Consider the following 23,607-nt stretch of genomic DNA (forward strand, 5'->3'; position numbering starts at 1 on the left):
TGTCACCCCGATTTGCCGCGATCCGCCGGCGGCGGAACCACAACCTCCGGATTTGTGCCGCCCCGGCGCGGCCGGCACGATTGGCACGCGAATTGCCTATGCTCATGCCAGCCGGGGGAATCCGGTAACGCGTCAAACGTCCGCAGCCGTCGTCATGTGGCGCCGGCGCGCATTTGGAGGGAGCGTAATGACAAGACTTGGGACGAAATCGCTGAAGCGGTCGCTGCTGGCGGCCAGTTTCGGCATTCTGGGGGCAGGGGCGCTTGTGCTTTCGGCGCAGGCGGCCACGTCGGGCAGCGCCAATGAGTCGCTGCTGCAGATGCAGAAGAACGCCAATGACTGGGTGATGCCAACCGGCACCTACAATAACTGGCGCTACAGCACGCTTGACCAGATCAACGCGAAGAACGCGAAGAACCTGCAGGTCGCGTGGACGATGTCGACCGGGACGGATCGCGGCCTCGAAGGCCAGCCGATCGTCGTCGGCAACATGATGTATTACGAGACGTCCTATCCGAACTACGTCTACGCCATCAATCTGGATCATCCCGACCAGATCGCCTGGAAATACACCCCGCCGCGCAACACGAACGCGCCGCCGGTCGCCTGCTGCGACGTCGTCAACCGCGGTCCGGCCTATGCCGATGGCATGGTCTTCATCGACGCGCTCGACGCCCGCCTCTATGCGCTCGACGCCAAGACCGGCAAGGTCGTGTGGTCGGCCGATAACGGGCATCCGACCGCGGGCCAGACCATGACCGGCGCGCCGATGGTCGTCGGCAACAATGTCATCATCGGCATCGCCGGCGGTGAATACGGCGTGCGCGGCTACATCACCGCCTACAACATCCACACCGGCAAGATGGTCTGGCGCGGCTACAGCGAAGGCCCGTCGAAGGACACGCTGATCGATCCGGCCACCACGATCGACGGCGCGACCGGCAAGCCCGTCGGCCCGCATTCCAGCACCAAGACCTGGCAGGGCGACGAGTGGAAAGTGGGCGGCGGCACCACCTGGGGCTGGTATTCCTACGATCCGAAGCTGAACCTGATCTATTACGGGTCGGGCAATCCCGGCACCTGGAACCCGAGCCAGCGCCCCGGCAAGAACCGCTGGTCGATGACCATCTGGGCCCGCAACCCCGAGACCGGCAAGGTCAAGTGGGTCTACCAGATGACCCCGCATGACGGCTGGGACTATGACGGCGTGAACGAGATGGTTCTCGTCAACGTCAAGGATCACGGCAAGGAAGTCCCGGCGCTGGTGCATTTCGACCGCAACGGCTTCAGCTATGTCATGAACCGCGCGAACGGCAGCCCGATCGCGATCCACAAATACGACCCCTCGGTGAACTGGGCGACCGGGATCAACCCCAAGACCAACGAGCCGATCGTCGATCCCGCCAAGATGACCGAGGCGGGCAAGAACGTGAAGGACATCTGCCCCTCGTCGCAGGGCGACAAGGACGAGCAGCCGGTTTCCTACGATCCGAAGACCGGCCTGTTCTACGCGCCGCTGAACCACCTGTGCATGAGCTACCAGGCGTTCAACGTGAAGTACAAGTCCGGCTTCCCGTTCGTCGGCGCCATCGTGAACATGATCCCGGGGCCGGGCGGCTATCGCGGCCGCTTCATCGCCTATGACCCGATGACCGGCAAGACCAAGTGGCAGATCCACGACATGTTCCAGGATTGGGGCGGCGCGCTGACCACGGCGGGCAATGTCGCGTTCTACGGCACGCTGAAGGGGATGTTCCGCGCGGTGGACATCAACACCGGCAAGATCCTCTACCAGTTCAAGACGCCGTCCGGCATCATCGGCAACCCGATCACCTACATGCATGACGGCAAGCAGTATGTGGCGGTGCTGAGCGGTGTCGGCGGCTGGGCCGCGATCGGCATGGCGGACAACCTGCACAAATCCTCCGCCGGTCTCGGCGCCGTGGGTCTGAACGCCACGCTGACCGACTACACCAACCTTGGCGGCACGCTGATGGTGTTCTCGCTGCCCTCGAAAGTGGCCAGCGCGAACTGAGGCGCGTCTTGACCATCCAGCCCGGGTCGCTCCCCTGCCCGGGCTGGAGCTTTTTCTGCCTTGCCCGCCCGAGCGCCGCCACGCGCGGCGGGTGCCTGCAACGACAGGAACCGGCCCGATATCCGGCCGGCCACGCTGACGGAGTGAAACCCATGAAATCGTCGATGATCCGCTGGATGATGTTCGCGGGCTGTGCCGCCTTCCTCGCCGCCACCCCCGAGGGCAGCGCCGCGGCCAGCACAACCGCTCAGCCCTCCAAGACCAGCCCCGCCGCGAGCGCTCACGTGCTGCGCGTCTGCGCCGATCCGGGCTACCTGCCCTACTCGAACCGCGCCGGCGAGGGCTTCGAGAACAAGATCGCCGAACTCGTCGCCCGGGCGATGGGCCGCAAGCTCGAATACACCTGGGCGAGCTACCGCGCGCATGGCGGCTTCTCGAACTTCCTCGCCCTCAATCTCGACGCGCACAAATGCGACGTCATCATGAACCTGCCAACCGGCGACAACGAGGAACTGGCCACCAAGCCCTATTACCGCTCCTCCTACGTGTTCGTGACCCGCAAGGACAAGCACCTGCATATCCGCTCGATGCGCTCGGTCTCGATGCATTCGGTCAGGATCGGGTTCGAGGCGGAAACCACGCCGGAGACCGCGGTCAAGATTCTCGGCCTGATCCGCAACGCCGTGGTGTTCCACGTCGCCGGCAATCCCGCCGCCTCGCCGCGCGAACTGCTCCAGGCGGTGCAGGATGGCAAGGTCGGCGTGATGGTGACCTGGGAGCCGGCGATCGGCGCCTTCATGAAGGACTACCCCGATCTGCAACTGCGCCGGGTGCCGTCGGAGGAATACGGCCCGGGTCTGCCGGCGGTGCATTATTCCTACGCGATGTCGATGGGCGTGCGGAAGGGCGACACCGCGCTGCGCGCCGAACTCGACAAGGTGATCGCCACCCACAAGGCCGAGATCGCCGCGACGCTCGCGAAATTCAACGTCGGACTGCTGCCCAACCCGCGTCATTACAATTATTCCAACGGCTGAACCCGGCCGCGCCACGATCCGAAGCATGAGAAAGTGATACGCATGACCAAGAGTTCGATTTCATCATTCATTGGCGCGAGCGTGATCGCCGCCGCCGGCGCCGGGTTGCTGAGCGCCGCCGCCTTCGCCGCAGGCGGCGCCGGCGCGATGCCGAAGGGCGAGCAGCTCGCCAAGGGGAGCGACTGTTTCTCCTGCCACGCGATCAACCAGAAGGTCGTCGGCCCCGCTTTCGACGCGGTGGCGCAGAAATTCGCCGGCCAGTCCGGCGCCGAGGACACGCTGGTGAACGCGATCCGCAAGGGGCATGTCGGCACCTGGGGCAAGATCCCGATGCCCGCCCACCCGCAGCTCTCGGAAGCCGACACCAAGGAGATCGTCTCCTGGATTCTCAGCCTCAAGGGCGCGAAGGCCGCGAGCGCGCCCGCCGCCGCCGGCAAGACCTACAGCTACAAGGTCAACGGCAAGACCGTGAAGGTCGATTTCCCGATCTTCCAGCCCGGCACCGACAAGGTGACCAAGGATGTCTTCCGCGGCTACGAGCTGTTCAACTCCTACTGCTTCCGCTGCCATGGCGAGGATGCCGTGGGCGGCTCCTACGCGCCCAATCTGCGGGCGTCGCTCAACAACGGCATGACCGAGGCCGGCTTCACCAATGTCGCGATGACCGGGGTGAAGGCGAAGGGCATGCCGAGCTGGGCCGGGTTCTTCACCCCGCACCAGATCCGCGTGATCTACGAATATGTGAAGGCCCGCGCGGTGGGCGCCGTCGGCACCGGCGCGCCCAAGGAGTGAGGGGGCGGGGCGCGGTCCCGCACCCCGACACGCTGTCCTGTTCCTGAAAGTCCCGGGTGAGTTTCAGGAACAGGCGCGAAACCGGACGACTGATCTCGCGGGTGTCCGGCCTCGATCCGGGAGCGGCCCGAGTGCGGGCTCGCGATACCGGAGCGCCGTCCGCCCGGATGGCGTCGTCTGATCGGCTTAAGGATGATCCAACCAAGATAGGGAGTCAGAAACATGGCCATCTCGCTGCATCCGTCCATCGATAACGGCATCAGGCCGGGCTCGTCCGGCTTCGCCGGCGGCACGCTGCGCTGCCACTGCCCGAGCCACCAGGTGGTGGTGCGGATCGATTCGCAGACCGCGCACAACCACGCCTGCGGCTGTTCCAAATGCTGGAAGCCGGCAGGCGCGAAATTCTCGATCGTCGCCGTCGTGCCGCGGGACAAGGTTCACGTCGTCGAGAACGGCAACAAGCTGCATATCGTCGATCACAACGCGGTCATCCAGCGCCATGCCTGCCGCGAATGCGGCGTGCACATGTTCGGCCGCATCGAGAACAAGGACCATCCGTTCTACGGGCTCGATTTCGTGCATACCGAGCTGTCGTCCGACCAGGGCTGGTCGGCGCCGGAATTCGCCGCCTTCGTCTCCTCGGTGATCGAGCAGGGCACGCCGCCGGCCGAGATGGGCGCCATCCGCGCGCGCTTGAAGGAACTCGGCCTCGAGCCGTATGACTGCCTGTCGCCGCCGCTGATGGACGCCATCGCGACCCATGTCGCGAAGGCGAACGGCAAGCTCGCGGCCTGATCGCCCGGCGGGTCGCACCCGCCAGGACGGCATCCATTGCCCGGCCGGGTGAACGCATCCGGCCGGCTTACGCTCACAGGAGGATAGATACGATGGACGTTCGCGCCGCGATTGCGTGGAAAGCCGGTGAAAAGCTCGAACTCGGCACGGTCCGCCTGGAAGGACCGAAGGCGGGCGAGGTTCTGGTCGAGGTCAAGGCCACCGGCATCTGCCACACGGACGAATACACGCTTTCGGGCGCGGACCCCGAAGGGCTGTTTCCAGCCATTTTCGGCCATGAGGGGGCGGGTGTCGTGGTCGATGTCGGCCCCGGCGTGACCAGCGTGAAGAAGGGCGATCACGTGATTCCGCTCTACACGCCGGAATGCCGGCAGTGCAAATCCTGCCTCTCGCGCAAGACCAATCTCTGCACCGCGATCCGCGCGACCCAGGGCAAGGGCGTGATGCCGGATGGCACCTCGCGCTTCTCCTGCGATGGCGAGCCGGTGATGCACTACATGGGCTGCTCGACCTTCGCCAACTACACCGTGCTGCCGGAAATCGCGGTGGCCAAGGTGCGCGAGGACGCCCCCTTCGACAAGATCTGCTATATCGGCTGCGGCGTCACGACGGGCATCGGCGCCGTGATCAACACCGCCAAGGTGCAGCCGGGCGACAATGTCGTCGTCTTCGGTCTCGGCGGCATCGGCCTGAACGTGATCCAGGGCGCGCGGCTCGCCGGGGCGAACATGATCGTCGGCGTCGATCTCAACAACGCCCGCAAGCCGATGGCCGAGAAATTCGGCATGACGCATTTCGTCAACCCGGCCGAGATCGGCGAGGATCTCGTCCCCTATCTCGTCAACCTCACCGATGGCGGCGCCGACTATTCCTTCGAGTGCATCGGCAACGTGAAGGTGATGCGCCAGGCGCTGGAATGCTGCCATCGCGGCTGGGGCACCTCGATCATCATCGGCGTCGCCGGCGCGGGGCAGGAAATCTCCACCCGCCCGTTCCAGCTGGTGACCGGGCGCAACTGGCGCGGCACCGCGTTCGGCGGCGCGCGCGGCCGCACCGACGTGCCGAAAATCGTCGACTGGTACATGAACGGCAAGATCAATATCGACGATCTGATCACCCATGTGCTGCCCTTCGAGCAGATCAACGAAGGCTTCGAGCTGATGCGCAAGGGCGAGAGCATCCGCAGCGTCGTCGTGTACTGATGTCCCGCCGGCTCCGCCTGCTCGCCGTGTCCCTCCTCGGGGGCACGGCGTTCGCCGCCCCGGCGTTCGGTCAGGTGGCAAAACCGCTGATCGTGCCTTCGCCGGGCGAGATCGCGATCCGCAGGATCGTGGTGAGCGCGACCCGCACGCCGGAGCCGAGCTTCGATGTTCCGGTGTCGATCTACAGTGTCTCCGGCCATCAGGTCAGCCTCGCCAACGAGGAGGAAAACCTCAGCGAGACGCTGAACCGCGTGCCCGGCATCGATGTGCAGAACCGGCAGGACTACGCGCAGGGGCTGCGCATCACCTCGCGCGGCTTCGGCGCGCAGACGCCGTTCGGCGTGCGCAACATCCGCATCCTCGTCGATGGCATGACGCTGACCGGGCCGGACGGGACGACCGATTCCGAGGTGATCGACCTTGGCGACATCAACCGGATCGAGGTGCTGACCGGCCCCTTCTCGGTGCTCTACGGCAATGCCTCGGGCGGCGTGATCCAGGTGTTCAGCAAGGATGGCCCGGCGCGGCCAACGGTGAGCGGCGGCATCACCGCCGCCTCCTATGGCGGCTGGCGCGTCGGCGCGAGCTATGGCGGCACGGCGGGCTTCGGGCGCGGCGGCTCGTTCAACTACATGATGAACGCGTCGGATTTCTACACCGGCGGCTATCGCCAGCACAGCGCCGCCCGGCGCCAGCAATTCTACGGCAAGTTCCGCGTGCAGGTGAACCCGGACACCAGCTACACGCTGCTGGTCGACGGTCTGAACGAACCCTATTCCGAAGACCCCGGCGGGCTGACCGCGGCGCAGTATCACGCCGATCCGACCCAGGCGGGAACCAACACCGAAGCATTCGGCACCCGCAAGGTGCTGCGCCATCTGCAATTCGGTCTCGTCTTCAACCATCGGTTCAACGCGCATAACGCCATGCGCGTCGTCGTCTACGAGGCGACGCATTCGGTGCTGCAGTTCCTGCCCTTCACCGGCAGTTTCGCCGCATCCGGCGGCGGCGTGGTCGATCTCGCCCGCAAGTCCGGCGGGATCGATGCCTCCCTGACCCACAAGGACCGGGTGGCCGGCATTCCCGTCACCCTCGTGAGCGGGGTCGATTTCGGCTACGAGCAGCAGCACCGCAAGGGCTATGTCAACGATTACGGCGCGATCGGCGCGCTGCGCCGCAACGAGCAGGATGTGGCGCGCAACGTCGCCGAATACGCGCAGCTCAACGCACACGTGACCAGCCGCGCGACGCTCGTCGTCGGTCTTCGCCACAGCAACGACTATTTCAGCGTGACCGACAATTACGTGACCAGCGCGCTGACCAACGATTCCGGCTCGGTCAGTTACGGCAATACCAGCTTCGTCGCCGGCGCGACCTATCACCTGACGCCGACGACCAATCTCTACGCCGACTATGGCGAGGGATTCGAAACGCCGACGCTCGACCAGCTCGCCTACCTGCCCAATGGCCAGGCGGGCTTCAATTCCGCGCTGCGCCCCACCAGCAGCCAGAATTTCGAGGCCGGGATCAAGAGCCTGATCGGGGCGGCGACCTATCTCCAGCTCGCTGTCTTCCACATCCACACCAACAACGAGATCGAGGTCTCCTCCTCGAAGGATGCGCGGACCGCCTATTCGAACCAGGGGCAGACGGCGCGCAACGGCGTCGATCTCAGCATCGACACGCATCTGCCGCATCATCTCGAGCTGTACGGCTCATATTCGCTGCTGAAGGCGCATTTCCTCGCCAACCAGTTCGCCGGCAAGGCGCTGCCCGGCGTGCCCGACCAGCGCGTCTATGGCGAGATCGACTGGCATGATCCGGCGAGCGGGTTCTATGCCCAGGCGAACGGCCAGTGGCAGAGCCGGATGTATGTCGATTCGCAGAACTCGGCCTATGCGGCGGGGTATTTCACCGCCGGGCTCGCCGCCGGGTTCCGCGAGGATTTCGGGCCGATCCGCTTCAACGAGTTCGCCCGGATCAACAACCTGTTCAACCGCACCTATGTCGGCGCCGTGGTGATCGCGGCGAGCAACGCCACCTATTACGAGCCGGCGCCGGGGCGGAATTTCGTGATCGGCATGCGCGCGCGCTACCGGTTCTGAGCGGGCGGGCCGACGACTTCAGGTCAGAACAGCTTGCCGGGGTTGAGCGTCGCCGCCGGGTCGAGTGCGGTGCGGATGCGGCGCATGATCTCGCGCTCGGGGGCGGCGCGCCAGTGGGCGAAGGCCCCGGTCTTGACCAGGCCGATGCCGTGCTCGGCCGAGAAGCTGCCGTCCAGCTCCATGACGATGGCGTTGACATCCTCCATCAGCGCCTCGGCGCCGGCCATGAAGGCGGCGGGGTCGGCCCCTTCGGGCTGCAGCGCGTTGAGATGGATGTTGCCGTCGCCGATATGCCCGAACGCGACCATGCGCGCGCCCCGGTGGCGGGCGGCGAGCATGGCCTCGGCGCGCTCCAGCAGGGCGGGCACGGCGGCGACCGGCACCGAGACGTCGTTCTTCACCGAGGCGCCGGCGCGGCGCTGCGATTCGGAGAGATGCTCGCGCAGCGCCCAGAAGGCGGCGCGCTGCCCCTGCGATTCGGCGATCGCCGCATCGCCGATCACGCCATCCTCCAGCGCGTCGGCCAGCACGGCCTCCACCGTCTCGCGCAGCCTGTCGCCGCGCCGCGTGCTGGCGAGTTCGAGCAGGACGTAATGCGCCGCCGGGGCCGCGAGCGGCAGGCGGAAATCGGGCATGTGCGCCGCGTTCACCGCCATGGCGGCGCCGGAGATGTATTCGAAGGCGTAGAGTGCAGCCTCGTCCTCGTCGCGGAAGCGGGCGAACAGGTCGAGCACGGCGGCCACGCTGTCGAGGGCGCAGAAGCAGGTCTGATACTGGCGCGGCGCCCGCGCTAGGCGCAGCACGGCGGCGGTGACGATGCCGAGCGTGCCCTCGGCGCCGGCGAAGAGCTGGCGCAGCGCGTAGCCGGTATTGTCCTTGCGCAGCCGGCGCAGCCCGTTCCACACCGTGCCGTCCGCCAGCACCACTTCGAGGCCGAGCACGAGGTCGCGCGCATTGCCGAAGCGCAGCGTATTGTTGCCGCCGGCATTGGTCGAGATCACCCCGCCGATCGTCGCCGATCCCTCCGAGCCGATCGAGAGCGGCAGCAGCGCGCCGGCGGCGCGCGCGGCCTCCTGGGCGGCGCGCAGCGGCACGCCGGCCTCAAGCTCGATGGTCAGCCCCGCGGGGTCGAGGGCGCGCACCGCGTTCATCCGCGCGAGCGAGAGCACCATCTCCCGCCCCGCCGTGGCCGGCACCGCGCCCGCGACCATCGACGTGTTCCCCCCCTGCGGCACCACGGGCACGCCGGCCTCCGCGCAGAGCCGAAGGGCGGCGGCAACGCCCGCGGCGTCGCGCGGGCGCAGCACGGCGCGCGGCGCGTTGCTGAACAGGCCGCGCCAGTCGGCGCCGTAAGGGGCGATCTCGTCGGCGGCGACGAGCACGCCGCCCGGCCCGAGTGCTGCCGCAAGCTGGTCGATCAGGTCTGGCATGGGCCGACTATATCGCCATTTCCCGGCGGGGAAAGCCGCCGGCGCGTGGCGGCGTTGCTCCGTTTGGGAACAGCGTGTCGCCAAACAGACACGAAAGCTTGATCGTTTCACATCTTATGATAGCGTTATCACGCAGTCGCGGGTGCGCCAGCGCGTCCCGGCACGCAGCCTCATTTTCAACAGGGGAAACGAATATGAAGTCGAATCGGATAAAGGGAGGCCGCGGCCTCGTCGGCGGCGTTGCCGCCGCCGCTCTCGTCGCCGGCATTGCCGGGGTTGCCCACGCGGGCGCCATTTCCAACACCACGCCGACTCCGAAGGACTACGCCAACACCGCCGCCAGCAACTCGACCTGGATTCTCGGCGCGAAGAACTACGACAACAACCGCTATGTCGATATCGGCGAGATCACGCCGGACAACGTCTCCAAGCTGAAGCCGGTCTGGACCTTCCAGGTGTCCGACAACGGCCCGATCGAGGCGGCCCCGGTGATCTGGAACGGCACCGCCTACATCACCTCGGCGCATGACCACGTCTATGCGGTCGACGTGAAGACCGGCAAGCTGAAGTGGCAGTTCTCCGACAACCCCCATGTCATCTCCTTCGCCGCCAACCGCGGCGTCACCCTGCTCGATGGCAAGGCCTATCTCGCGACCCTCGATGGTCACCTGATCGCGCTGAACGCGACCACCGGCAAGAAGGTGTTTGACAAGGTCGAGGTCTCCGACACCGCGAACTCGTTCTACACGATGCAGCCGCTGCCCTACACCAACCCCAAGACCGGCAAGACCGTGCTGCTGCTCGGCATCTCCAACGGCGACTGGGGTGGAATCGGCACGATCCAGGCGATCAACCCGACCACCGGCAAGGTCGAGTGGAAATACGAAACCATCCCCGGGCCGGGCCAGAAGGGCAACAAGTCCTGGAGCGGCGATTCGTGGAAGCGCGGCGGCGGCGCCGTGTGGACGATGATGGCGCTCAACCCCAAGACCGGCATGCTCTACGCCAATGCCGGCAACCCGCAGCCGGACTTCAACGGCCCGGCGCGCAAGGGTGCCAACCTCTATTCGGACAGCCTGCTGGCGATCAACATCTCGGGTGCGAAGCCGAAGATGGTCTGGGCCCACCAGTTCATCCCGCACGACACGCATGACTGGGATCCGGTGATGCCGCCGATCCTGTTCAACGGCAAGGTGAACGGGCAGGAAATGCCGCTGGTGGCCGATGGCGACAAGGCCGGCAATTTCTGGCTGCTGAACTCGCAGACCGGCCAGGTGGTGAACCACCTCGCGGTCAGCATGCAGTATCACCTCAACCTGCCGCCGTCGCTGAAGGGCAACGTGGCCTGCCCGAACACCAATGGCGGTGTCGAATACAACGGCGGCAGCTACGATCCGAAGACCAACATGATCTACCTGCCGAGCTCGAACGAGTGCGGCTTCTGGCGGTCGACGAAGAAGGTGGTCTACATCGCCGGTCAGTTCTACCTCGGTGGCGCGTTCCCGAAATTCGTCGGGCCGAACACCGGGCAGTTCAACGCGATCGACGTGAACACCGGCGTCTTCGCGTGGCGCGACAATTCCAAGCTGCCGATGGCGGGCGGCGCCCTCTCGACCTCGACCGGCGTTGTCTTCACCGGTCTCGAGAATGGCGACTTCAACGCCTATGACGCGACCTCCGGCAAGAAGCTGTGGAGCTATGACACCGGCTCCCCGATCATCGCGCCGCCGGTTGCCTTCACCCAGGGCAACACGGAATACGTCGCGGTCGCGTCCGGCCAGGCTGGCAACCAGATGCTGCCGACCATGCCGAAGACCAACAAGGGCACCATGCTGACCATGTTTGCGCTGGCGAAGTAATGTCAGCGACTGGTTTTGCGCGTAGCCTGATCATCGCGGGGGCGGCATTTGCCGCCCTCGCTCTGCCTTGCGCCCATGCCGCGGCACCCACCTCCGACAAGGCGCGCGCGGCGGCGGTGCTGGCGAATATCCGTTCCGCCGTCAGCACGATCATGACCGCCGAGAACGACGCGACCAACGGCCCCGCCCGCTACAAGACGGCCGCGCATCGCGCGATCAACCTGCTTGTCGGCAACAAGGACGAGGCCTATGACGCCGCCGCCGGCCTGCCCGGCGATCCGGCCGGGGCGATCGGCGAGGTCAACACCCTGCTCGACCGCCGCGCCTCGCCGCCCTTCGTGCCGATGCTGCACGGCGTTCTGGTCAACCTGCAATCCTCCGTCGCGAGCCTGCAGGACGCCACCAACGCGCGCGGCCTCGGCGCTTACGAGGTCGACGTGTCGCAGGCGTTGCAGACGCTGGCGATGGCCGAAGGCCGCCCCGGCGCGCATGACGTCTTTGGCGGCATGCTCGGCGCCATGGCCAATACCGGGCTCGGCGTGCCGTCCGGCGCCCCGGTCGAGAACGGTTGCGCTGCGCCGCGCGCGCCGGGCTATGGCATGTCGCAGGGCTGGCTGGTATGGCGGGCCGTGAAGCTCGGCAGCACCCCCATCGCCACCGGCGGTGCCGCCATGGTCAGGAAGGAAGGTTCCATGCTCGTGCTCTACACGCCCGTTGCCGCGATGGTGCAGCATCTCTGCGCCGCCAAGGCGACCCATCACGCCGCGTCGCAGGCGATGATCCGCCCCGCCGCGGCCCCGGTCGCGAAGGCGCCGGCCGCCCGGCTGATCCGCGTCTCCGCCACCAGCAGCGACGGCGCCGTGTCCTACACCATGGCGCAGGCCACGGCGGGCAAGGCGGTGTATTCCGCGCATTGCGCGAGCTGCCACGGCGCCAACCTCCAGGGCGTCGCCGCTCCGGCGATCGCCGGCAAGGACTTCCTGACCACCGCGACCAAGAACGGCTATTCCGCCTCGATCCTGAACACGATCGTCACGCAGAACATGCCGTTCAACGATCCCGGCTCGCTCAAACCGGCGGAATATGCCGATGTCATGGCCTATCTGATGGCGTCGAACTGCTTCCCCGCCGGCAAGACGGCGTTTCCCACCGATCCGGGCAGCGATTTCGGAACGGTGAAACTTTCGACCCCGCTTCATCCGGCCGGCACGCCGGACAAGTTTGGCGTCTGCGTGGTGAAATAACCACTCCGCGCCGATCACCATGAATTCGACCTGGCCGGAGCAGCCTCCGGCCAGGTTTTTTCATTGCGATGCAGCCGAGGGAAGCTCAGACGATTCCCGCCCGCCGCGTGTAGTCGCCAAACCCCTCGCCCGGCAGCCGGTCCCTGGCATAAGCGGCGATGACCGGCTCCAGCGCGGCGAGGATTTCCGCCTCGCCGGCATTCTCGCGATAGACCGTGTTGAGCCGCGCGCCGTCGGCAGCACCGCCGAGCATCAGGTTGTATTTGCCGGGGTTGCGGCCGACCAGCCCGATCTCGGCGATATAGGGCCGGGCGCAGCCATTGGGGCAGCCGGTCATGCGAATGGTGATCTTCTGCTCCGCGAGCCCGTGATCGGCGAGAATCCCGTCGATCTTCCCGACCAGCGTCGGCAGGTAGCGCTCGCTCTCGGCGAGAGCGAGGCCGCAGGTCGGCAGCGCGACGCAGGCCATCGCCCCTTCCGCGAGGCGCGAGACGTCCTGGCTCACCCCATGCTCCGCCAGAATCGCGTCGATCGCGGCGCGCTCGGCGTCGTTCGCGCGGGCGATGATGATGTTCTGGTTGGTGGTCATCACCAGCGCGCCGGTATCGATGAAGCCGGGCAATGCGGCGATGGCGGCGAGGGCGGATTTCAGGCGCGCATCGCTCCGGTCGGCGATGCGGCCGTTGACGATGTGCAGCGTTAAGTGATGGTGGCCCTCGGCGTCGGTGCTCCAGCCGAGCCGGTCGTGATTGCCCTCGAAAGTGAAGGCGCGTGCGGGCTCCAGCGGCGCGCTCATCCGGCGGTCGACCTCGGCGCGGAACCAGTCGAGCCCGTGGGTGTCGATCGTGTATTTCAGCCGCGCGTGCTTGCGGTTGGTGCGGTCGCCGAAATCGCGCTGGGTCGTCAGCACCGCCTCGGCCGACTCGATCAGCCGATCCGCCGGGCAATAGCCGATCACGTCGCCCACCCGCGGATAGGTTTCCGTCTCGCCATGCGTCGCCCCCATGCCGCCGCCGACCACGACGTTGTATCCCGCGATCACCCCGTTCTCGACGATCGCGATATAGGACAGGTCGTGCGCGAAAACGTCGACATCGTTCGAGGGCGGCACCGCGATGGCGATCTTGAACTTGCGGGGCAGGTAGGTCGCGCCATAGATCGGCTCGGCCTCGGGCTCGCCGCCGAGCACCCGCTCATCGCCGATGAACACCTCGCGCCAGGCGCCGGTGCGCGGCAGGAAATGCGCCGAAAGTACCCGCGCCGCCTCCGCCGCCTCGGCATGGGCGCGGGAGAGATAGGGGTTGGCGGTGGAAATCACGTTGCGGTTCACATCGCCGCAGGCCGCGATCGTGTCGAGCAGGGCGGCGTCGATCGCCTGGAGCGCTGCGCGCACGTTCGACTTGATGATGCCGTGGAACTGCACGGTCTGCCGCGTCGTCACCCGGATGGTGCCGTTGGCCCGCTCATCGGCGATGCGGTCGAGTGCCAGATACTGCCGCGGCGTCAGCACGCCGGCCGGAATTCGCAGCCGGGCCATGAACGAATAGGCGCGGTCGAGCTTGCGCTTCGCCCGCTCGGGGCGGAGGTCGCGGTCGTCCTGGACATACATGCCGTGGAACTTGACCAGCTGGCCGCCATCCTCGGTGAGGCCGCCGAGCGCCTGCTGGCCGAGTTCCTCGACCAGCGTGCCGCGGAGAAAATCGCTCCGCGCCTTGATGTCCTCGTTGCGGGAGAGTTGAATGACGTCACGATCCGCCATGGTGGGCTCTTTCTGTTAGCGTTGTCGGGTCAGGCGGCCTGGCCGGCGCGGTCGAGGAAGATGCCGCATTCGGTCTTGCTGGTGCCGCTCCAGCGGCCGGCGCGCGGCGGCTCGCCGGGGCGCACGCGGCGGGTGCAGGTCGCACAGCCGATCGAGGGGAACCCCTCGGATTCGAGCGGGTGGCGCGGCAGGCGCCGGGCGGCGAAATAGGCGTCGATATCGGTGCGCTCCCAGTCATGCAGCGGGTTGACGATGGTCCGCCCGTCCGGCCCGGTCTCGATCGGCAGAATGCGCGCCCGCTGGTCGGACTGGGTGCGCTTGCGGCCGGAAATCCACGCCTCGAACCCTTCAAGTGCGGCGTCCAGCGGCATGGTCTTGCGGATGGTGCAGCACAGGTCGGGGTCGCGCCCGAACAGCGCGCCCTCCGGGTCCAGCTCGGCGAGATGCGCGGGGTCCGGGCGGATGGTGCGGACATCGTGCAGCCGCAGGCGGGCGATCAGCGCGTTGCGATAGGCGATCGTGTCCGGGAAGAGCTTGCCGGTATCGAGAAACATCACCGGCAGCGCCCGGTCGATCCGCGCCACCATGTCGAGCAGCACGGCGGATTCGGTGCCGAAGGAGGAGACCAGCGCGATCCTGCCGTGATGGGCATGAAGCGCCGCGCGCAGCATGTCGAGCGTCGCCGCCGCGCGCTCCTGAACCTGTTCGCTCATCAATAGACGTCCTTCTTGTAGCGCCCGGCGCCGATCAGCGCATCGAGTGCGGCCTGGCCCTTCGCCGCGTCCTCGCCGCCGAGGATGCGCACGAGCGTCGCATCGACATCGCGGGCCATCGCCTTGGCGTCACCGCAGAGATAGAGCGTCGCCCCCTCGGCGAGCCGGTCCTGCAGCGCCTCGCGCCGCTCCCACAGCACATGCTGCACGTAGCGCTTCTGCGGCTGGTCGCGCGAGAAGGCGAGGTCGATCTCGTTCAGCACGCCGCTCTTCAGCCAGTCCTGGATTTCGAGCTGATAGAGGAAATCATGGGTGAAGCGGCGATGGCCGAAGATCAGCCAGCTCCGCCCGGCCGCCCCCATCGCCTCGCGCTCCTGCAGGAAGGCGCGGTAGGGGGCGATGCCGGTGCCGGCGCCGATCATCACGATCGGCGTCGCGGTATCTTCCGGCAGCCGGAAATGCGGGTTCGCCTTGATATGGACCGGCAGCGTGTCGCCCTCGCGCAGCCGCTCGGCGACCATGCCGGAGGCGACGCCGAGCCGCGCGCGGCCCGCACTTTCATACGCCACCTTGGCGATGGCGAGATGCGCCGCATCCCCCACCAGCTTCTGCGACGAGGCGATGGAATAATAGCGCGGCGGCAGCTTGCGCAGCAGGGCCGCGAGCTGGCCGGCATCGAGCCGGTGCGGAAACGCCTCGAACAGGTCGACCGGCTGCCGCCCGGCGATGAACGCGGCGCGGGCCGCTTCGTCGGCGGCGAGGGCGGCAAGCTTCGCCTCGCCGGTCAGCGCGGCATAGTCGGCGATCAGCTTCGGGGTCAGCGTGGTGATGTCGCGCTCGCGGATCAGCGTCTCGCGGGCCTCGGCATTGCCGGCAAGCCCGGTCGCGCCGAGAATCGCATCGGCGAGCGCCGGGGCGTTGGTGGGGGCTATGCCCAGCGTGTCGCCCGGCTCGTAGCTCAGGCCGGAGCCGGTGAGGTCGAGTTCGAGATGCAGCGTCTCGCTCTCCGAGCGCGACGAGGTGATCGGGTGCAGCGCCGCCACCTCCGCCTCGAACGGGTTGGCCTTGCTGATCTCGACGCCCTCGGCGCGGTGGAAATCGACATGAATGACCGAGCCGGCATCGGCCTGCGGCGCGAGCGCGGTGAACAGGCTGTCGATGAAGCTCGCCGCCGGTGCCTCGTAGTCGAGATCGCAGTCGAGCCGGGGGGCGATGCGGCGGGCGCCGAGCGCTTCCAGCCTCGCGTCGATCTGCCGTCCGGTCTCGCAGAACTGCGCATAGGATGAATCGCCGAGCGCGAGCACCGCGAAGGTGACACCCTCCAGCGCCGGCGCGTCCTCGGCCAGCAGGGCGCGCATGAAGGGGGCGGCGCGCTGCGGCGCCTCGCCCTCGCCCCAGGTCGAGGCGATGACCAGCAGGTTCTCGGCCTCGGCCAGCGCGCCGGGGCCGATATCCGCCATGTCCAGCACCCGCGGGGCGAAGCCGCGCTTCTGCGCGTCCTTCTTCGCGGCGTTCGCCAGCGCCTCGGAATTGCCGGATTCGGTGGCGAACAGAATGGTGAGTTTCGTCTTCGCCGCCGGCGGCGCGGCGGGCGGGGCGGCATCGCCCTTCGCGGCGTCGATCCCGGCGAGGAAGCCGGCGAGCCAGGCGCGCTGCGTGCTGGAGGCGCGGCCGATCACCTTGTCGAGAACGGCGATGTCCTCGGGCGCGAAGGGGGCGGAACGGGGCAGGGCGGCGGTGCGGGTCATGATGTCAACCTTGTGCGGAGCGGATCGAGGGTTCGGCGTCCGGGCGGTGCGGCGCGAGCATCGCGCCGATTCCGGCGACGGGGCCGACGATCACCAGGGTGGCGGCCGGCTTCAGGGTGGCGGCGATGGCGGCGGCGGCGCCGATCGTGGTGTGGACGATGCGCTCGCGCGGCGTCGTCGCGTCGAGCAGGAAGGCCAGCGGATCGGTCGGGCTGCGGCCGCCCTCGATCAGGGCGGCGGCGATGCGGCCGATATTCTGCCGCGCCATGTAGAGCACCAGCGTGTCGGCGGCGCGGCCGAGTGCCGCGAAATCCACCTCGCCGCCGGCCGGCCCGGCCTCGCCGGTGGCGAACGCCACGCTGCGGGCGACACCGCGATGGGTGATCGGCATGTGCGCGGCACTCGCCGCCCCGATGCCGGCGGAAATGCCGGGGATCACCCGGAAGGGAATGCTCGCCGCGGCGAGGGCGAGGCACTCCTCGCCGCCGCGGCCGAACACGAACGGATCGCCGCCCTTCAGGCGCAGCACCCGCAGCCCCTGCCGGGCGAGGGCGATCAGGTCCTCGTTGATCGAGAGCTGCGGCGTGTGGATGCCGCCGGCCCGCTTGCCCGCCGGCACCAGCCGCGTCGCCGCCGGGGCGAGGCCGAGGATTTCCCCCGGCACCAGCGCGTCATGCAGAATCACGTCGGCGGTCTCGATCGCGTGCAGCGCCGCCAGCGTCAGCAGCGCGGGGTCGCCGGGCCCGGCGCCGGCCAGCCAGACGCTGCCGGGGGCGAATGCGGGATGTCGGATCATGCGAGCCAGCCTTCTTCCTCGACGAGAGTGGCGATCCGCCGCGCGGCCTCGGGCATGGTCACGCCCTCCTGCTGCCAGCCGCGGCGCAGCGCGCGGATTCGCGCGACGCGGTCGGCCCATTCCGGGCCGAACCGGGTTTCGAGATCGCGCCGCAGCACGCCGGCAAGCCCGGGGGCGGCGCCGGCGGTGGAAATGGTGAGCAGCAGGTCGCCGCGGCGAATTTCGGCGACCGAGTGAAAATCGCAAAAGGGCAGCACGTCCTCGACATTGACCAGCACGCGCGCCGCCCGCGCCCGCGCCGCCAGCGCTTCCGCTGCCTCGGCCGGCAGATCGACGATCCACAGCACATGCAGCGCCGCCAGCGCCGCCTCGTCCGGCAGGGCGCGGCGCAGATTCGCCCCCGCCGCCTCGACCGCCTCGGCGGCGGGATCGTCGGAGAACAGCAGCGCGCCTTCGGCCCCCGCCGCCCGCAGCGCGCGGTAGCGGCGCAGCGCCAGGGGGCCGTTGCCGGCAACGCCGAGCGAGGTCAGCCGTGGGTCGAGGGCGATCGGGATCATGGTGTCTCCTGCACAAACGAAGTATAGGAACGCGGCCGGGGCAGGAAAACAGATTTCTCCGAAATCGGCTCATTCAGCAGAAAATAAGTTTGATTTTCTGATTTAACTCGACGATATGAAAAACGAATCCAAAACTGAAGGGTATTTTGGAATGACCGACAAAGCCCGGACCAGCCCCGCCCCGGCACCGCCGGCGCCGGTTGCCCCCGCCGCGCTCGACACGATCGACCGCGCGATCCTCCGCCTGCTTGCGCGCGACGCCACCGTGCCGCTCGCCATCATGGCGAAGGAGGTCGGGCTTTCGGCCACGCCCTGCTGGAAGCGGATCAAGCGGATGGAGGAGGCCGGCGTCATCCAGGGCCGGGTGGTCGCACTCTCGCCCGAGCGGCTGGGCTATCCGGTTTCGGTCTTCGTCTCGATCGAGACGGCGGATCACTCCGATGGCTGGATCGCGAAATTCGCCGAGGTCGTCGCCACCATGCCCGAGATCGTCGGCGCCTGGCGGATGAGCGGCGATGTCGACTACCTGCTGCACGTCATGGCGCCGGACATCCCGTCCTACGACGCGTTCTACCGCCGACTCATCGCCGCCGTGCCGCTGCGCAATGTCAGCTCCCGCTTCGCGATGGAGCGGATGAAATCCGGCCCGCCGCCGATCTGACCGGCGGGGGCGCGGCGGCCGGTCGTTCGCTCAGGCGGTCAGGTGTTCCTGCAACCGCGGCATGAGTTCGACGAGGTTGCAGGGCCGATGCCGGGAATCGAGCTGGAAGACGAGAATGTCGTCCCAGCCATCCTTCACCGCACCGGTCGAGCCGGGCAGGGCGAAGAGATAGGTACCGCCCGCCACCCCGCCGATCGCGCGGGACTGGATCGTCGAGGTGCCGATCTTCTGGTAGCTCAGCATCCGGAACAGCTCGCCGAACCCTTCGATCTCCTTCTCCAGCACGCGGGAGAAGGCTTCCGGCGTCACATCCCGCCCGGTGATGCCGGTGCCGCCCGAGGTGATCACCACATCGATCGCCGGATCGGCGATCCAGGCGCGCAGCCGGGCGGCGATCAGGTCCGCGTCGTCGCGGACGATGCCGCGCGCGGCCAGCCTGTGGCCGGCGGCCACGACGCGCGCGGCCAGCGCGTCGCCCGACGTGTCGGTCTCCGCCGTCCGCGTGTCCGAGACGGTCATCACGGCGATGGAGACGGGAACGAATTTGCGGCTTTCGTCGATGCGCGACATGGCGAGGCTCCTTCTGATCTGCCGCGTCATATAGCGATTCGGCGCCGGCGGCGCAGCCCGGCCCTTGACGAAGTGCGGGGCGGATGAATGTCTTGCGCATGGCATATCCGGCACTCGCGCTGACGCTTCTGCTCTTTCTCATGCTGGTCATGGCCGGCGCCTGGGTGGCGCAGCGCGCGACCCGCAATTCCGGCTGGGTCGACGTGTTCTGGACCTTCGGCACCGGCATCGCCGGGGCGGTCGGCGCGCTGGTGCCGCTCGGCACGGCGGCGCCGGCGCGGCGGCTGCTGGTGGCGGCGCTGGTGCTGGTCTGGGCCGGCCGGCTCGGCGGCTACATCCTGCGCCGCACCGCCGCCATCCGCCACGAGGATGCGCGCTATGCGCGGTTCCGCGCCGAATGGGGGGCGGGGTTCGAGCGGCGGATGTTCGCCCTGCTGATGATCCAGGCCGCGGTCGCCTGGCTGCTGGCCCTTGCCGTGACGCTCGCGGCGAGCAACCCTTATCCGCTCGCCCCCGGCCTGACCCTTGCGGGGCTCGCCGTCTTCGCCGGATCGGTCGCCGGCGAGGGGCTGGCGGATCGGCAGATGCACGCCTTCCGCGCCGATCCGGCCAATCGCGGCAAGGTCTGCGCCAGCGGCCTGTGGGCGTGGTCGCGCCATCCGAACTATTTCTTCGAGATCCTGGTCTGGCTCGCCTATCCGCTGATCGGGCTCGCCGGGCCGTGGTGGCCGGGCCTCGCCGGCCTCGCCGCGCCGCTGTTCATGTACTGGCTGCTGGCGAAAATCTCCGGCGTGCCGCCGCTCGAACGCGAGATGCTGGCCTCGCGCGGCGACGCCTATCGCGACTACCAGGCGCGGGTCAGCCCGATCGTGCCGTGGCCGAAGCGGTGGCGCGGCTGAGCGCGGTGCATCCGTATGCCCCACGGCGCCGTAACCCTAGGGTCTGAACCAAGCCCCGGAGCGAACGCATGAACCTCGCCGCCACCATGGCCGGAATGGCCGAGCGCCTGCCGATCCCCGACGCGCTGACCCGCCGCGGCATCGCCGGGCTGGTCGGGCGGACCGACCGCAAGCTCGCCTCGTTGACGGCAGATGCCGAACGCGCCTTCGCCCGCGACATGGCAAGCCTGCCGATCGCCCTGCACACCGATGCGGCGAATGCCCAGCACTACGAGGTGCCGGCGGCGTTTTTCGGTCAGGTGCTGGGGCCGCGCCGCAAATATTCGAGCTGCTTATTCCGCTCTCCGGCCGATACGCTGGAGACGGCGGAAATCGAGGCGCTCTCTCAGACCTGCGAGCATGCCGGCCTCGCCGACGGGCAGTCGATTCTCGAACTCGGCTGCGGCTGGGGTTCGCTCAGCCTGTTCATGGCCGAGCGCTACCCCGCCGCCGCCATCACCGCCGTCTCCAATTCCGCCTCGCAGCGCGCGCATATCGAGGCGGAGGCCGCGCGGCTTGGCCTGGCCAATCTCTGCGTCGTCACCGCCGACATGAACGCATTCATCCCCGAGCGGACATTCGACCGGGTGGTCTCGGTCGAGATGTTCGAGCACATGGCCAACTGGCAGGGCCTGCTCGGGCGCGTCCGCCAGTGGCTCGCGCCCGGCGGCGCGCTGTTCCTGCACGTGTTCTCGCACCGCACAGGCCCCTACCGCTTCGATCACGACGATCCGGCGGACTGGATCGCCCGGCATTTCTTCACCGGCGGCATCATGCCGAGCCACGGGCTGATCGGCCAGTTTTCCGACCTGTTCGCGCTGGAGGCCGACTGGCGCTGGAACGGCACGCATTATGCCCGCACCGCGCGCCTCTGGCTGGAGAATTACGACCGCAACGCCGGCCCGATCGGCGAGATCCTGAGCCGCGTCTATGGTGCCGAGGCCGCGCTGTGGAAGCGCCGCTGGCGGCTGTTCTTCCTCGCCACCGAGGGGCTGTTCGGCCATGCCGGCGGCGAGTCCTGGGGGGTCAGCCACTACCGGCTGCGGCCGGTCTGATGCGCGCCGCCGCCCGCGCCCTTGCCGGTTTCGTCGCGCATGAGGACGGGCTGACCGCGACCTGCAACACGATCGCCCTCGTGCTGGCGGGCAACACGCCGTTCTACCCGCTCTATCTCTGGGCCGTGCTCGGGCGCGATGCCGGCCCGTTCGTGCTGCTCACCCTGGCCTCGCTGCCGTTCTGGCTCGCGGTGCCGCTGCTTGCCCGGCGCAGCGGCTACGCCGCGCGCGCCCTGCTCTGCACGGTGGCGACGCTGAACACCGCATGGTGCAACCACGTGCTCGGCTTCTCCTCCGGGGTGGCGCTGTTCCTCATTCCCTGCGTGATGCTGGCGACGCTCGGCTTCCACCAGTCCGAACGGCGGACGATGTTCGCCCTCGCCGGGCTGCCCTTCCTGGCCTATGCCGCGCTGCGCCTCGCCCCGATGCCGCCGGTCGCGACCTATCCGGCCGCCGCCGCCGCATCGCTCGCAACGCTGAACGGCTTCAGCGTCGCCTGCCTCACATTTTTCCTCGGTCTTGCCTTCGCCACCGTCCGTCCCGCGGTGCCCCCGGCGCGGCGCTGAGCGGAACCGCGCCCCGCCTCTGTGGGGCCTCTTGCCTTCGCCGCGCCGCGCCGCTAGAGACGAGCGGACCGGGTGCGTAGCTCAGCGGGAGAGCATCGCCTTCACACGGCGGGGGTCACAGGTTCAATCCCTGTCGCACCCACCATCCTTTCGCGACGTCGAAACAGGATGGTGCCCGGTTCCCAATATCCGATCGTCACAAATACATTGGCTATCTGCTGAACAGTCCGGCCGTTGGCGCCCTTTTGCGTCGGCTGCGGATTTTCGCAGCGCCGCCGCCACGGGGCAGAACCGCAAGCCCGATGTGCCGGAGCATTTTAGCGTTTCGTTAAATAATTGGTCGCATCCTGCCGAACCTTAAATCTGTCTTTCCGGATGCTTGGCTTGAGGGCGTATCAATGATGACGATGTCGGCATGGGGATGACTGAAACACGTCCCGAAATCACGAAATCCTGCGCCGGCTGCCGGCAGGGGCTGTTCGACCGGCCATTGGCCATGGCGTTTCAGCCGATCGTCGATATCGCGGCGCGATCGGTCTTCGCCTACGAGGCTCTGGTGCGCGGCCCCGCCGGCGAGTCCGCGGCGAGCATCCTGCGCAGCGTCGGCAAGGCCGAACTCTATACGTTCGACCAGGCCTGCCGCGTCACCGCGATCGAGACCGCCGCATCGCTCGGCCTTGGCGGCATGGCGTCCGATCTCTCGATCAATTTCCTGCCCAACGCCGTCTACGAGCCGCGGGCCTGCATCCGCACCACGCTGCAGGCCGCCGCCCGCTCCCGGTTTCCCACCGGCAAGCTCATCTTCGAGATCAACGAGGGTGAGCTTCTCGCCGCCCCCGACCATCTGGCCAACATCGTCGCCGAATACGCGGCGATGGGCTTTCGCACCGCCATCGACGATTTCGGGTCGGGATATTCCAACCTCAACCTGCTCGCCAAATTCCGCCCCGACCTCGTCAAGCTCGACATGGAGCTGATCCGCGGGATCGACACGGACAAAGGGCGGCGGAGCATCGTCGGCCATTGCGCCGCGATGTGCCGCGAAATGGCGATCACCATCGTTGCCGAAGGCGTTGAAACGCGCGATGAGAGCGCCGCGCTGGCCGATCTCGGCATCACGCTCATGCAGGGCTATGTCTTCGCGAGGCCGGGTTTTCGCAGCCTGCCCGCGCCAGACTGGCCCGATCGCGCGCCTCCCGCGTCCTGAACCGCCGCGCCCTTCGGAGGGCCGGGCCTCACGCCGCGCGCGCCTGGCGCGGCTGGCCGAACCGCCCACCCGCGGCGCGCAGCGCCAGCGGCGGAATGGCGAGCCACTGGAGCGTCGGGCCAAGGCCGACGCCGAGAAACGGCAGGCGCGGCATCAGCGCCGCATAGTGCCATGTGCCAAGCCGCAGATGCACCATTTCGCTGCCGATCGTGTAAACCAACCCGATGGCGACGGTCGCCCAGGCGACGGACGGGCCGATGGAGGGCGCGGCACCATCCCTGCCGAACAGGCTGAAGGCGCAGACCAGCGACACGATCGCGATCGGGATATCGCCGCAGGTTCCGGCAAGGGCGATGCCGGCCAGGCGCAGCGCGCCGGCGTGATACCAGATGCGATAGAGCGGGAGCTGCACGATCTCCCACGCGAGATTGCCCGCCGCCACGCTCAGGATATAGCGCCGCAGCGCCATGACACCGAGGCCGTGCGGCTGTCGTTCCGTGACCATGCTGCGGAAATGGGAACCTGCCCGGTGCGAGGC

At 67.9% G+C, this 23,607-nt stretch carries 21 protein-coding genes and 1 tRNA gene; 14 read left to right on the top strand and 8 right to left on the bottom strand.

Features of this window, described 5'->3' with window-relative positions:
- Positions 1 to 187 precede the first annotated feature (187 nt).
- The 6 genes from ACIDOCELLA78_RS88135 to ACIDOCELLA78_RS88160 all read left to right on the top strand — a co-directional run bounded on the left by ACIDOCELLA78_RS88135 (position 188) and on the right by ACIDOCELLA78_RS88160 (position 7,966).
- Positions 188 to 2,035 carry a methanol/ethanol family PQQ-dependent dehydrogenase gene (locus ACIDOCELLA78_RS88135; protein WP_249675729.1) on the top strand — a complete coding sequence of 616 codons (1,848 nt, stop codon included), beginning with the start codon at positions 188 to 190 and terminating at the stop codon, positions 2,033 to 2,035.
- Positions 2,036 to 2,187: 152 nt separating this feature from the next.
- Positions 2,188 to 3,072, top strand: a complete 885-nt coding sequence (locus tag ACIDOCELLA78_RS88140) for a quinoprotein dehydrogenase-associated putative ABC transporter substrate-binding protein (protein WP_201728556.1) — start codon at positions 2,188 to 2,190, stop codon at positions 3,070 to 3,072.
- Positions 3,073 to 3,114: 42 nt separating this feature from the next.
- Positions 3,115 to 3,864, top strand: coding sequence for a c-type cytochrome (locus tag ACIDOCELLA78_RS88145; protein ID WP_201728557.1), 750 nt, complete (start codon positions 3,115 to 3,117; stop codon positions 3,862 to 3,864).
- Positions 3,865 to 4,086: 222 nt separating this feature from the next.
- Entirely contained in the window at positions 4,087 to 4,659 is a 573-nt protein-coding gene (gene gfa / locus ACIDOCELLA78_RS88150) for an S-(hydroxymethyl)glutathione synthase (protein WP_201728558.1), read from the top strand.
- Positions 4,660 to 4,751: 92 nt separating this feature from the next.
- Entirely contained in the window at positions 4,752 to 5,861 is a 1,110-nt protein-coding gene (locus ACIDOCELLA78_RS88155) for an S-(hydroxymethyl)glutathione dehydrogenase/class III alcohol dehydrogenase (protein WP_201728559.1), read from the top strand.
- Positions 5,861 to 7,966, top strand: a complete 2,106-nt coding sequence (locus ACIDOCELLA78_RS88160) for a TonB-dependent receptor (RefSeq protein ID WP_201728560.1) — start codon at positions 5,861 to 5,863, stop codon at positions 7,964 to 7,966. The genes ACIDOCELLA78_RS88155 and ACIDOCELLA78_RS88160 overlap by 1 nt, the downstream gene beginning before the upstream one ends.
- Positions 7,967 to 7,989: 23 nt before the next feature.
- Here the strand turns inward: ACIDOCELLA78_RS88160 and ACIDOCELLA78_RS88165 are convergent, their stop codons facing one another.
- Positions 7,990 to 9,396, bottom strand: coding sequence for an FAD-binding oxidoreductase (locus ACIDOCELLA78_RS88165; RefSeq protein ID WP_201728561.1), 1,407 nt, complete (start codon positions 9,394 to 9,396; stop codon positions 7,990 to 7,992).
- Between the two features lie 194 nt (positions 9,397 to 9,590).
- On the opposite strand from ACIDOCELLA78_RS88165, the gene ACIDOCELLA78_RS88170 reads away from it, so the two are divergent.
- Positions 9,591 to 11,255 carry a PQQ-binding-like beta-propeller repeat protein gene (locus ACIDOCELLA78_RS88170; RefSeq protein WP_201728562.1) on the top strand — a complete coding sequence of 555 codons (1,665 nt, stop codon included), beginning with the start codon at positions 9,591 to 9,593 and terminating at the stop codon, positions 11,253 to 11,255.
- Entirely contained in the window at positions 11,255 to 12,499 is a 1,245-nt protein-coding gene (locus tag ACIDOCELLA78_RS88175) for a c-type cytochrome (RefSeq protein WP_201728563.1), read from the top strand. Before ACIDOCELLA78_RS88170 ends, ACIDOCELLA78_RS88175 begins: the two co-directional genes overlap by 1 nt.
- 85 nt (positions 12,500 to 12,584) lie before the next feature.
- On the opposite strand, the gene ACIDOCELLA78_RS88180 is transcribed toward ACIDOCELLA78_RS88175, so the two are convergent.
- From ACIDOCELLA78_RS88180 to ACIDOCELLA78_RS88200, 5 genes are read right to left on the bottom strand one after another with little or no spacing between them, the layout of a single operon-like run.
- The gene (locus ACIDOCELLA78_RS88180; RefSeq protein ID WP_201728564.1) at positions 12,585 to 14,258 is read right to left on the bottom strand and encodes an NADPH-dependent assimilatory sulfite reductase hemoprotein subunit; all 1,674 of its coding nucleotides are present in this window, start codon (positions 14,256 to 14,258) and stop codon (positions 12,585 to 12,587) included.
- Positions 14,259 to 14,287: 29 nt separating this feature from the next.
- The gene (locus ACIDOCELLA78_RS88185) at positions 14,288 to 14,971 is read right to left on the bottom strand and encodes a phosphoadenylyl-sulfate reductase (RefSeq protein ID WP_201728565.1); all 684 of its coding nucleotides are present in this window, start codon (positions 14,969 to 14,971) and stop codon (positions 14,288 to 14,290) included.
- Positions 14,971 to 16,719, bottom strand: a complete 1,749-nt coding sequence (locus ACIDOCELLA78_RS88190) for a sulfite reductase flavoprotein subunit alpha (RefSeq protein ID WP_201728566.1) — start codon at positions 16,717 to 16,719, stop codon at positions 14,971 to 14,973. Before ACIDOCELLA78_RS88190 ends, ACIDOCELLA78_RS88185 begins: the two co-directional genes overlap by 1 nt.
- Positions 16,720 to 16,723: 4 nt before the next feature.
- On the bottom strand, positions 16,724 to 17,515 hold the full coding sequence (gene cobA, locus ACIDOCELLA78_RS88195; RefSeq protein ID WP_201728567.1) for a uroporphyrinogen-III C-methyltransferase: 792 nt from the start codon (positions 17,513 to 17,515) through the stop codon (positions 16,724 to 16,726).
- Positions 17,512 to 18,072, bottom strand: a complete 561-nt coding sequence (locus tag ACIDOCELLA78_RS88200; RefSeq protein WP_201728568.1) for a bifunctional precorrin-2 dehydrogenase/sirohydrochlorin ferrochelatase — start codon at positions 18,070 to 18,072, stop codon at positions 17,512 to 17,514. The genes cobA and ACIDOCELLA78_RS88200 overlap by 4 nt, the downstream gene beginning before the upstream one ends.
- 151 nt (positions 18,073 to 18,223) lie before the next feature.
- Between ACIDOCELLA78_RS88200 and ACIDOCELLA78_RS88205 the strand changes: the two genes are divergently transcribed.
- Positions 18,224 to 18,733: an Lrp/AsnC family transcriptional regulator gene (locus ACIDOCELLA78_RS88205; protein WP_201728569.1), complete on the top strand. Its 510-nt coding sequence runs from the start codon at positions 18,224 to 18,226 to the stop codon at positions 18,731 to 18,733.
- A 30-nt stretch (positions 18,734 to 18,763) separates the two neighbouring features.
- On the opposite strand, the gene moaB is transcribed toward ACIDOCELLA78_RS88205, so the two are convergent.
- Positions 18,764 to 19,303, bottom strand: coding sequence for a molybdenum cofactor biosynthesis protein B (gene moaB, locus ACIDOCELLA78_RS88210; RefSeq protein ID WP_201728570.1), 540 nt, complete (start codon positions 19,301 to 19,303; stop codon positions 18,764 to 18,766).
- A 98-nt stretch (positions 19,304 to 19,401) separates the two neighbouring features.
- Here moaB and ACIDOCELLA78_RS88215 point away from each other — a divergent pair, with 98 nt between their 5' ends.
- The 5 genes from ACIDOCELLA78_RS88215 to ACIDOCELLA78_RS88235 all read left to right on the top strand — a co-directional run bounded on the left by ACIDOCELLA78_RS88215 (position 19,402) and on the right by ACIDOCELLA78_RS88235 (position 23,069).
- Positions 19,402 to 20,202 (top strand): DUF1295 domain-containing protein, encoded by an 801-nt coding sequence (locus ACIDOCELLA78_RS88215; RefSeq protein ID WP_201728571.1) that lies wholly within the window; start codon positions 19,402 to 19,404, stop codon positions 20,200 to 20,202.
- Between the two features lie 68 nt (positions 20,203 to 20,270).
- Positions 20,271 to 21,296 (top strand): cyclopropane-fatty-acyl-phospholipid synthase family protein, encoded by a 1,026-nt coding sequence (locus ACIDOCELLA78_RS88220; protein ID WP_201728572.1) that lies wholly within the window; start codon positions 20,271 to 20,273, stop codon positions 21,294 to 21,296.
- Positions 21,296 to 21,862, top strand: coding sequence for a hypothetical protein (locus tag ACIDOCELLA78_RS88225; RefSeq protein ID WP_201728573.1), 567 nt, complete (start codon positions 21,296 to 21,298; stop codon positions 21,860 to 21,862). The genes ACIDOCELLA78_RS88220 and ACIDOCELLA78_RS88225 overlap by 1 nt, the downstream gene beginning before the upstream one ends.
- A 70-nt stretch (positions 21,863 to 21,932) precedes the next feature.
- Positions 21,933 to 22,007, top strand: a tRNA-Val gene (locus ACIDOCELLA78_RS88230).
- A gap of 351 nt (positions 22,008 to 22,358) precedes the next feature.
- Positions 22,359 to 23,069 (top strand): EAL domain-containing protein, encoded by a 711-nt coding sequence (locus ACIDOCELLA78_RS88235; RefSeq protein WP_201728623.1) that lies wholly within the window; start codon positions 22,359 to 22,361, stop codon positions 23,067 to 23,069.
- Positions 23,070 to 23,097: 28 nt separating this feature from the next.
- Here ACIDOCELLA78_RS88235 and ACIDOCELLA78_RS88240 read toward each other — a convergent pair whose 3' ends face one another.
- Complete coding sequence (locus ACIDOCELLA78_RS88240) at positions 23,098 to 23,574, bottom strand: hypothetical protein (protein ID WP_201728574.1); 477 nt, start codon at positions 23,572 to 23,574, stop codon at positions 23,098 to 23,100.
- Positions 23,575 to 23,607 lie beyond the last annotated feature (33 nt).

This window comes from Acidocella sp. C78, from assembly GCF_907164655.1.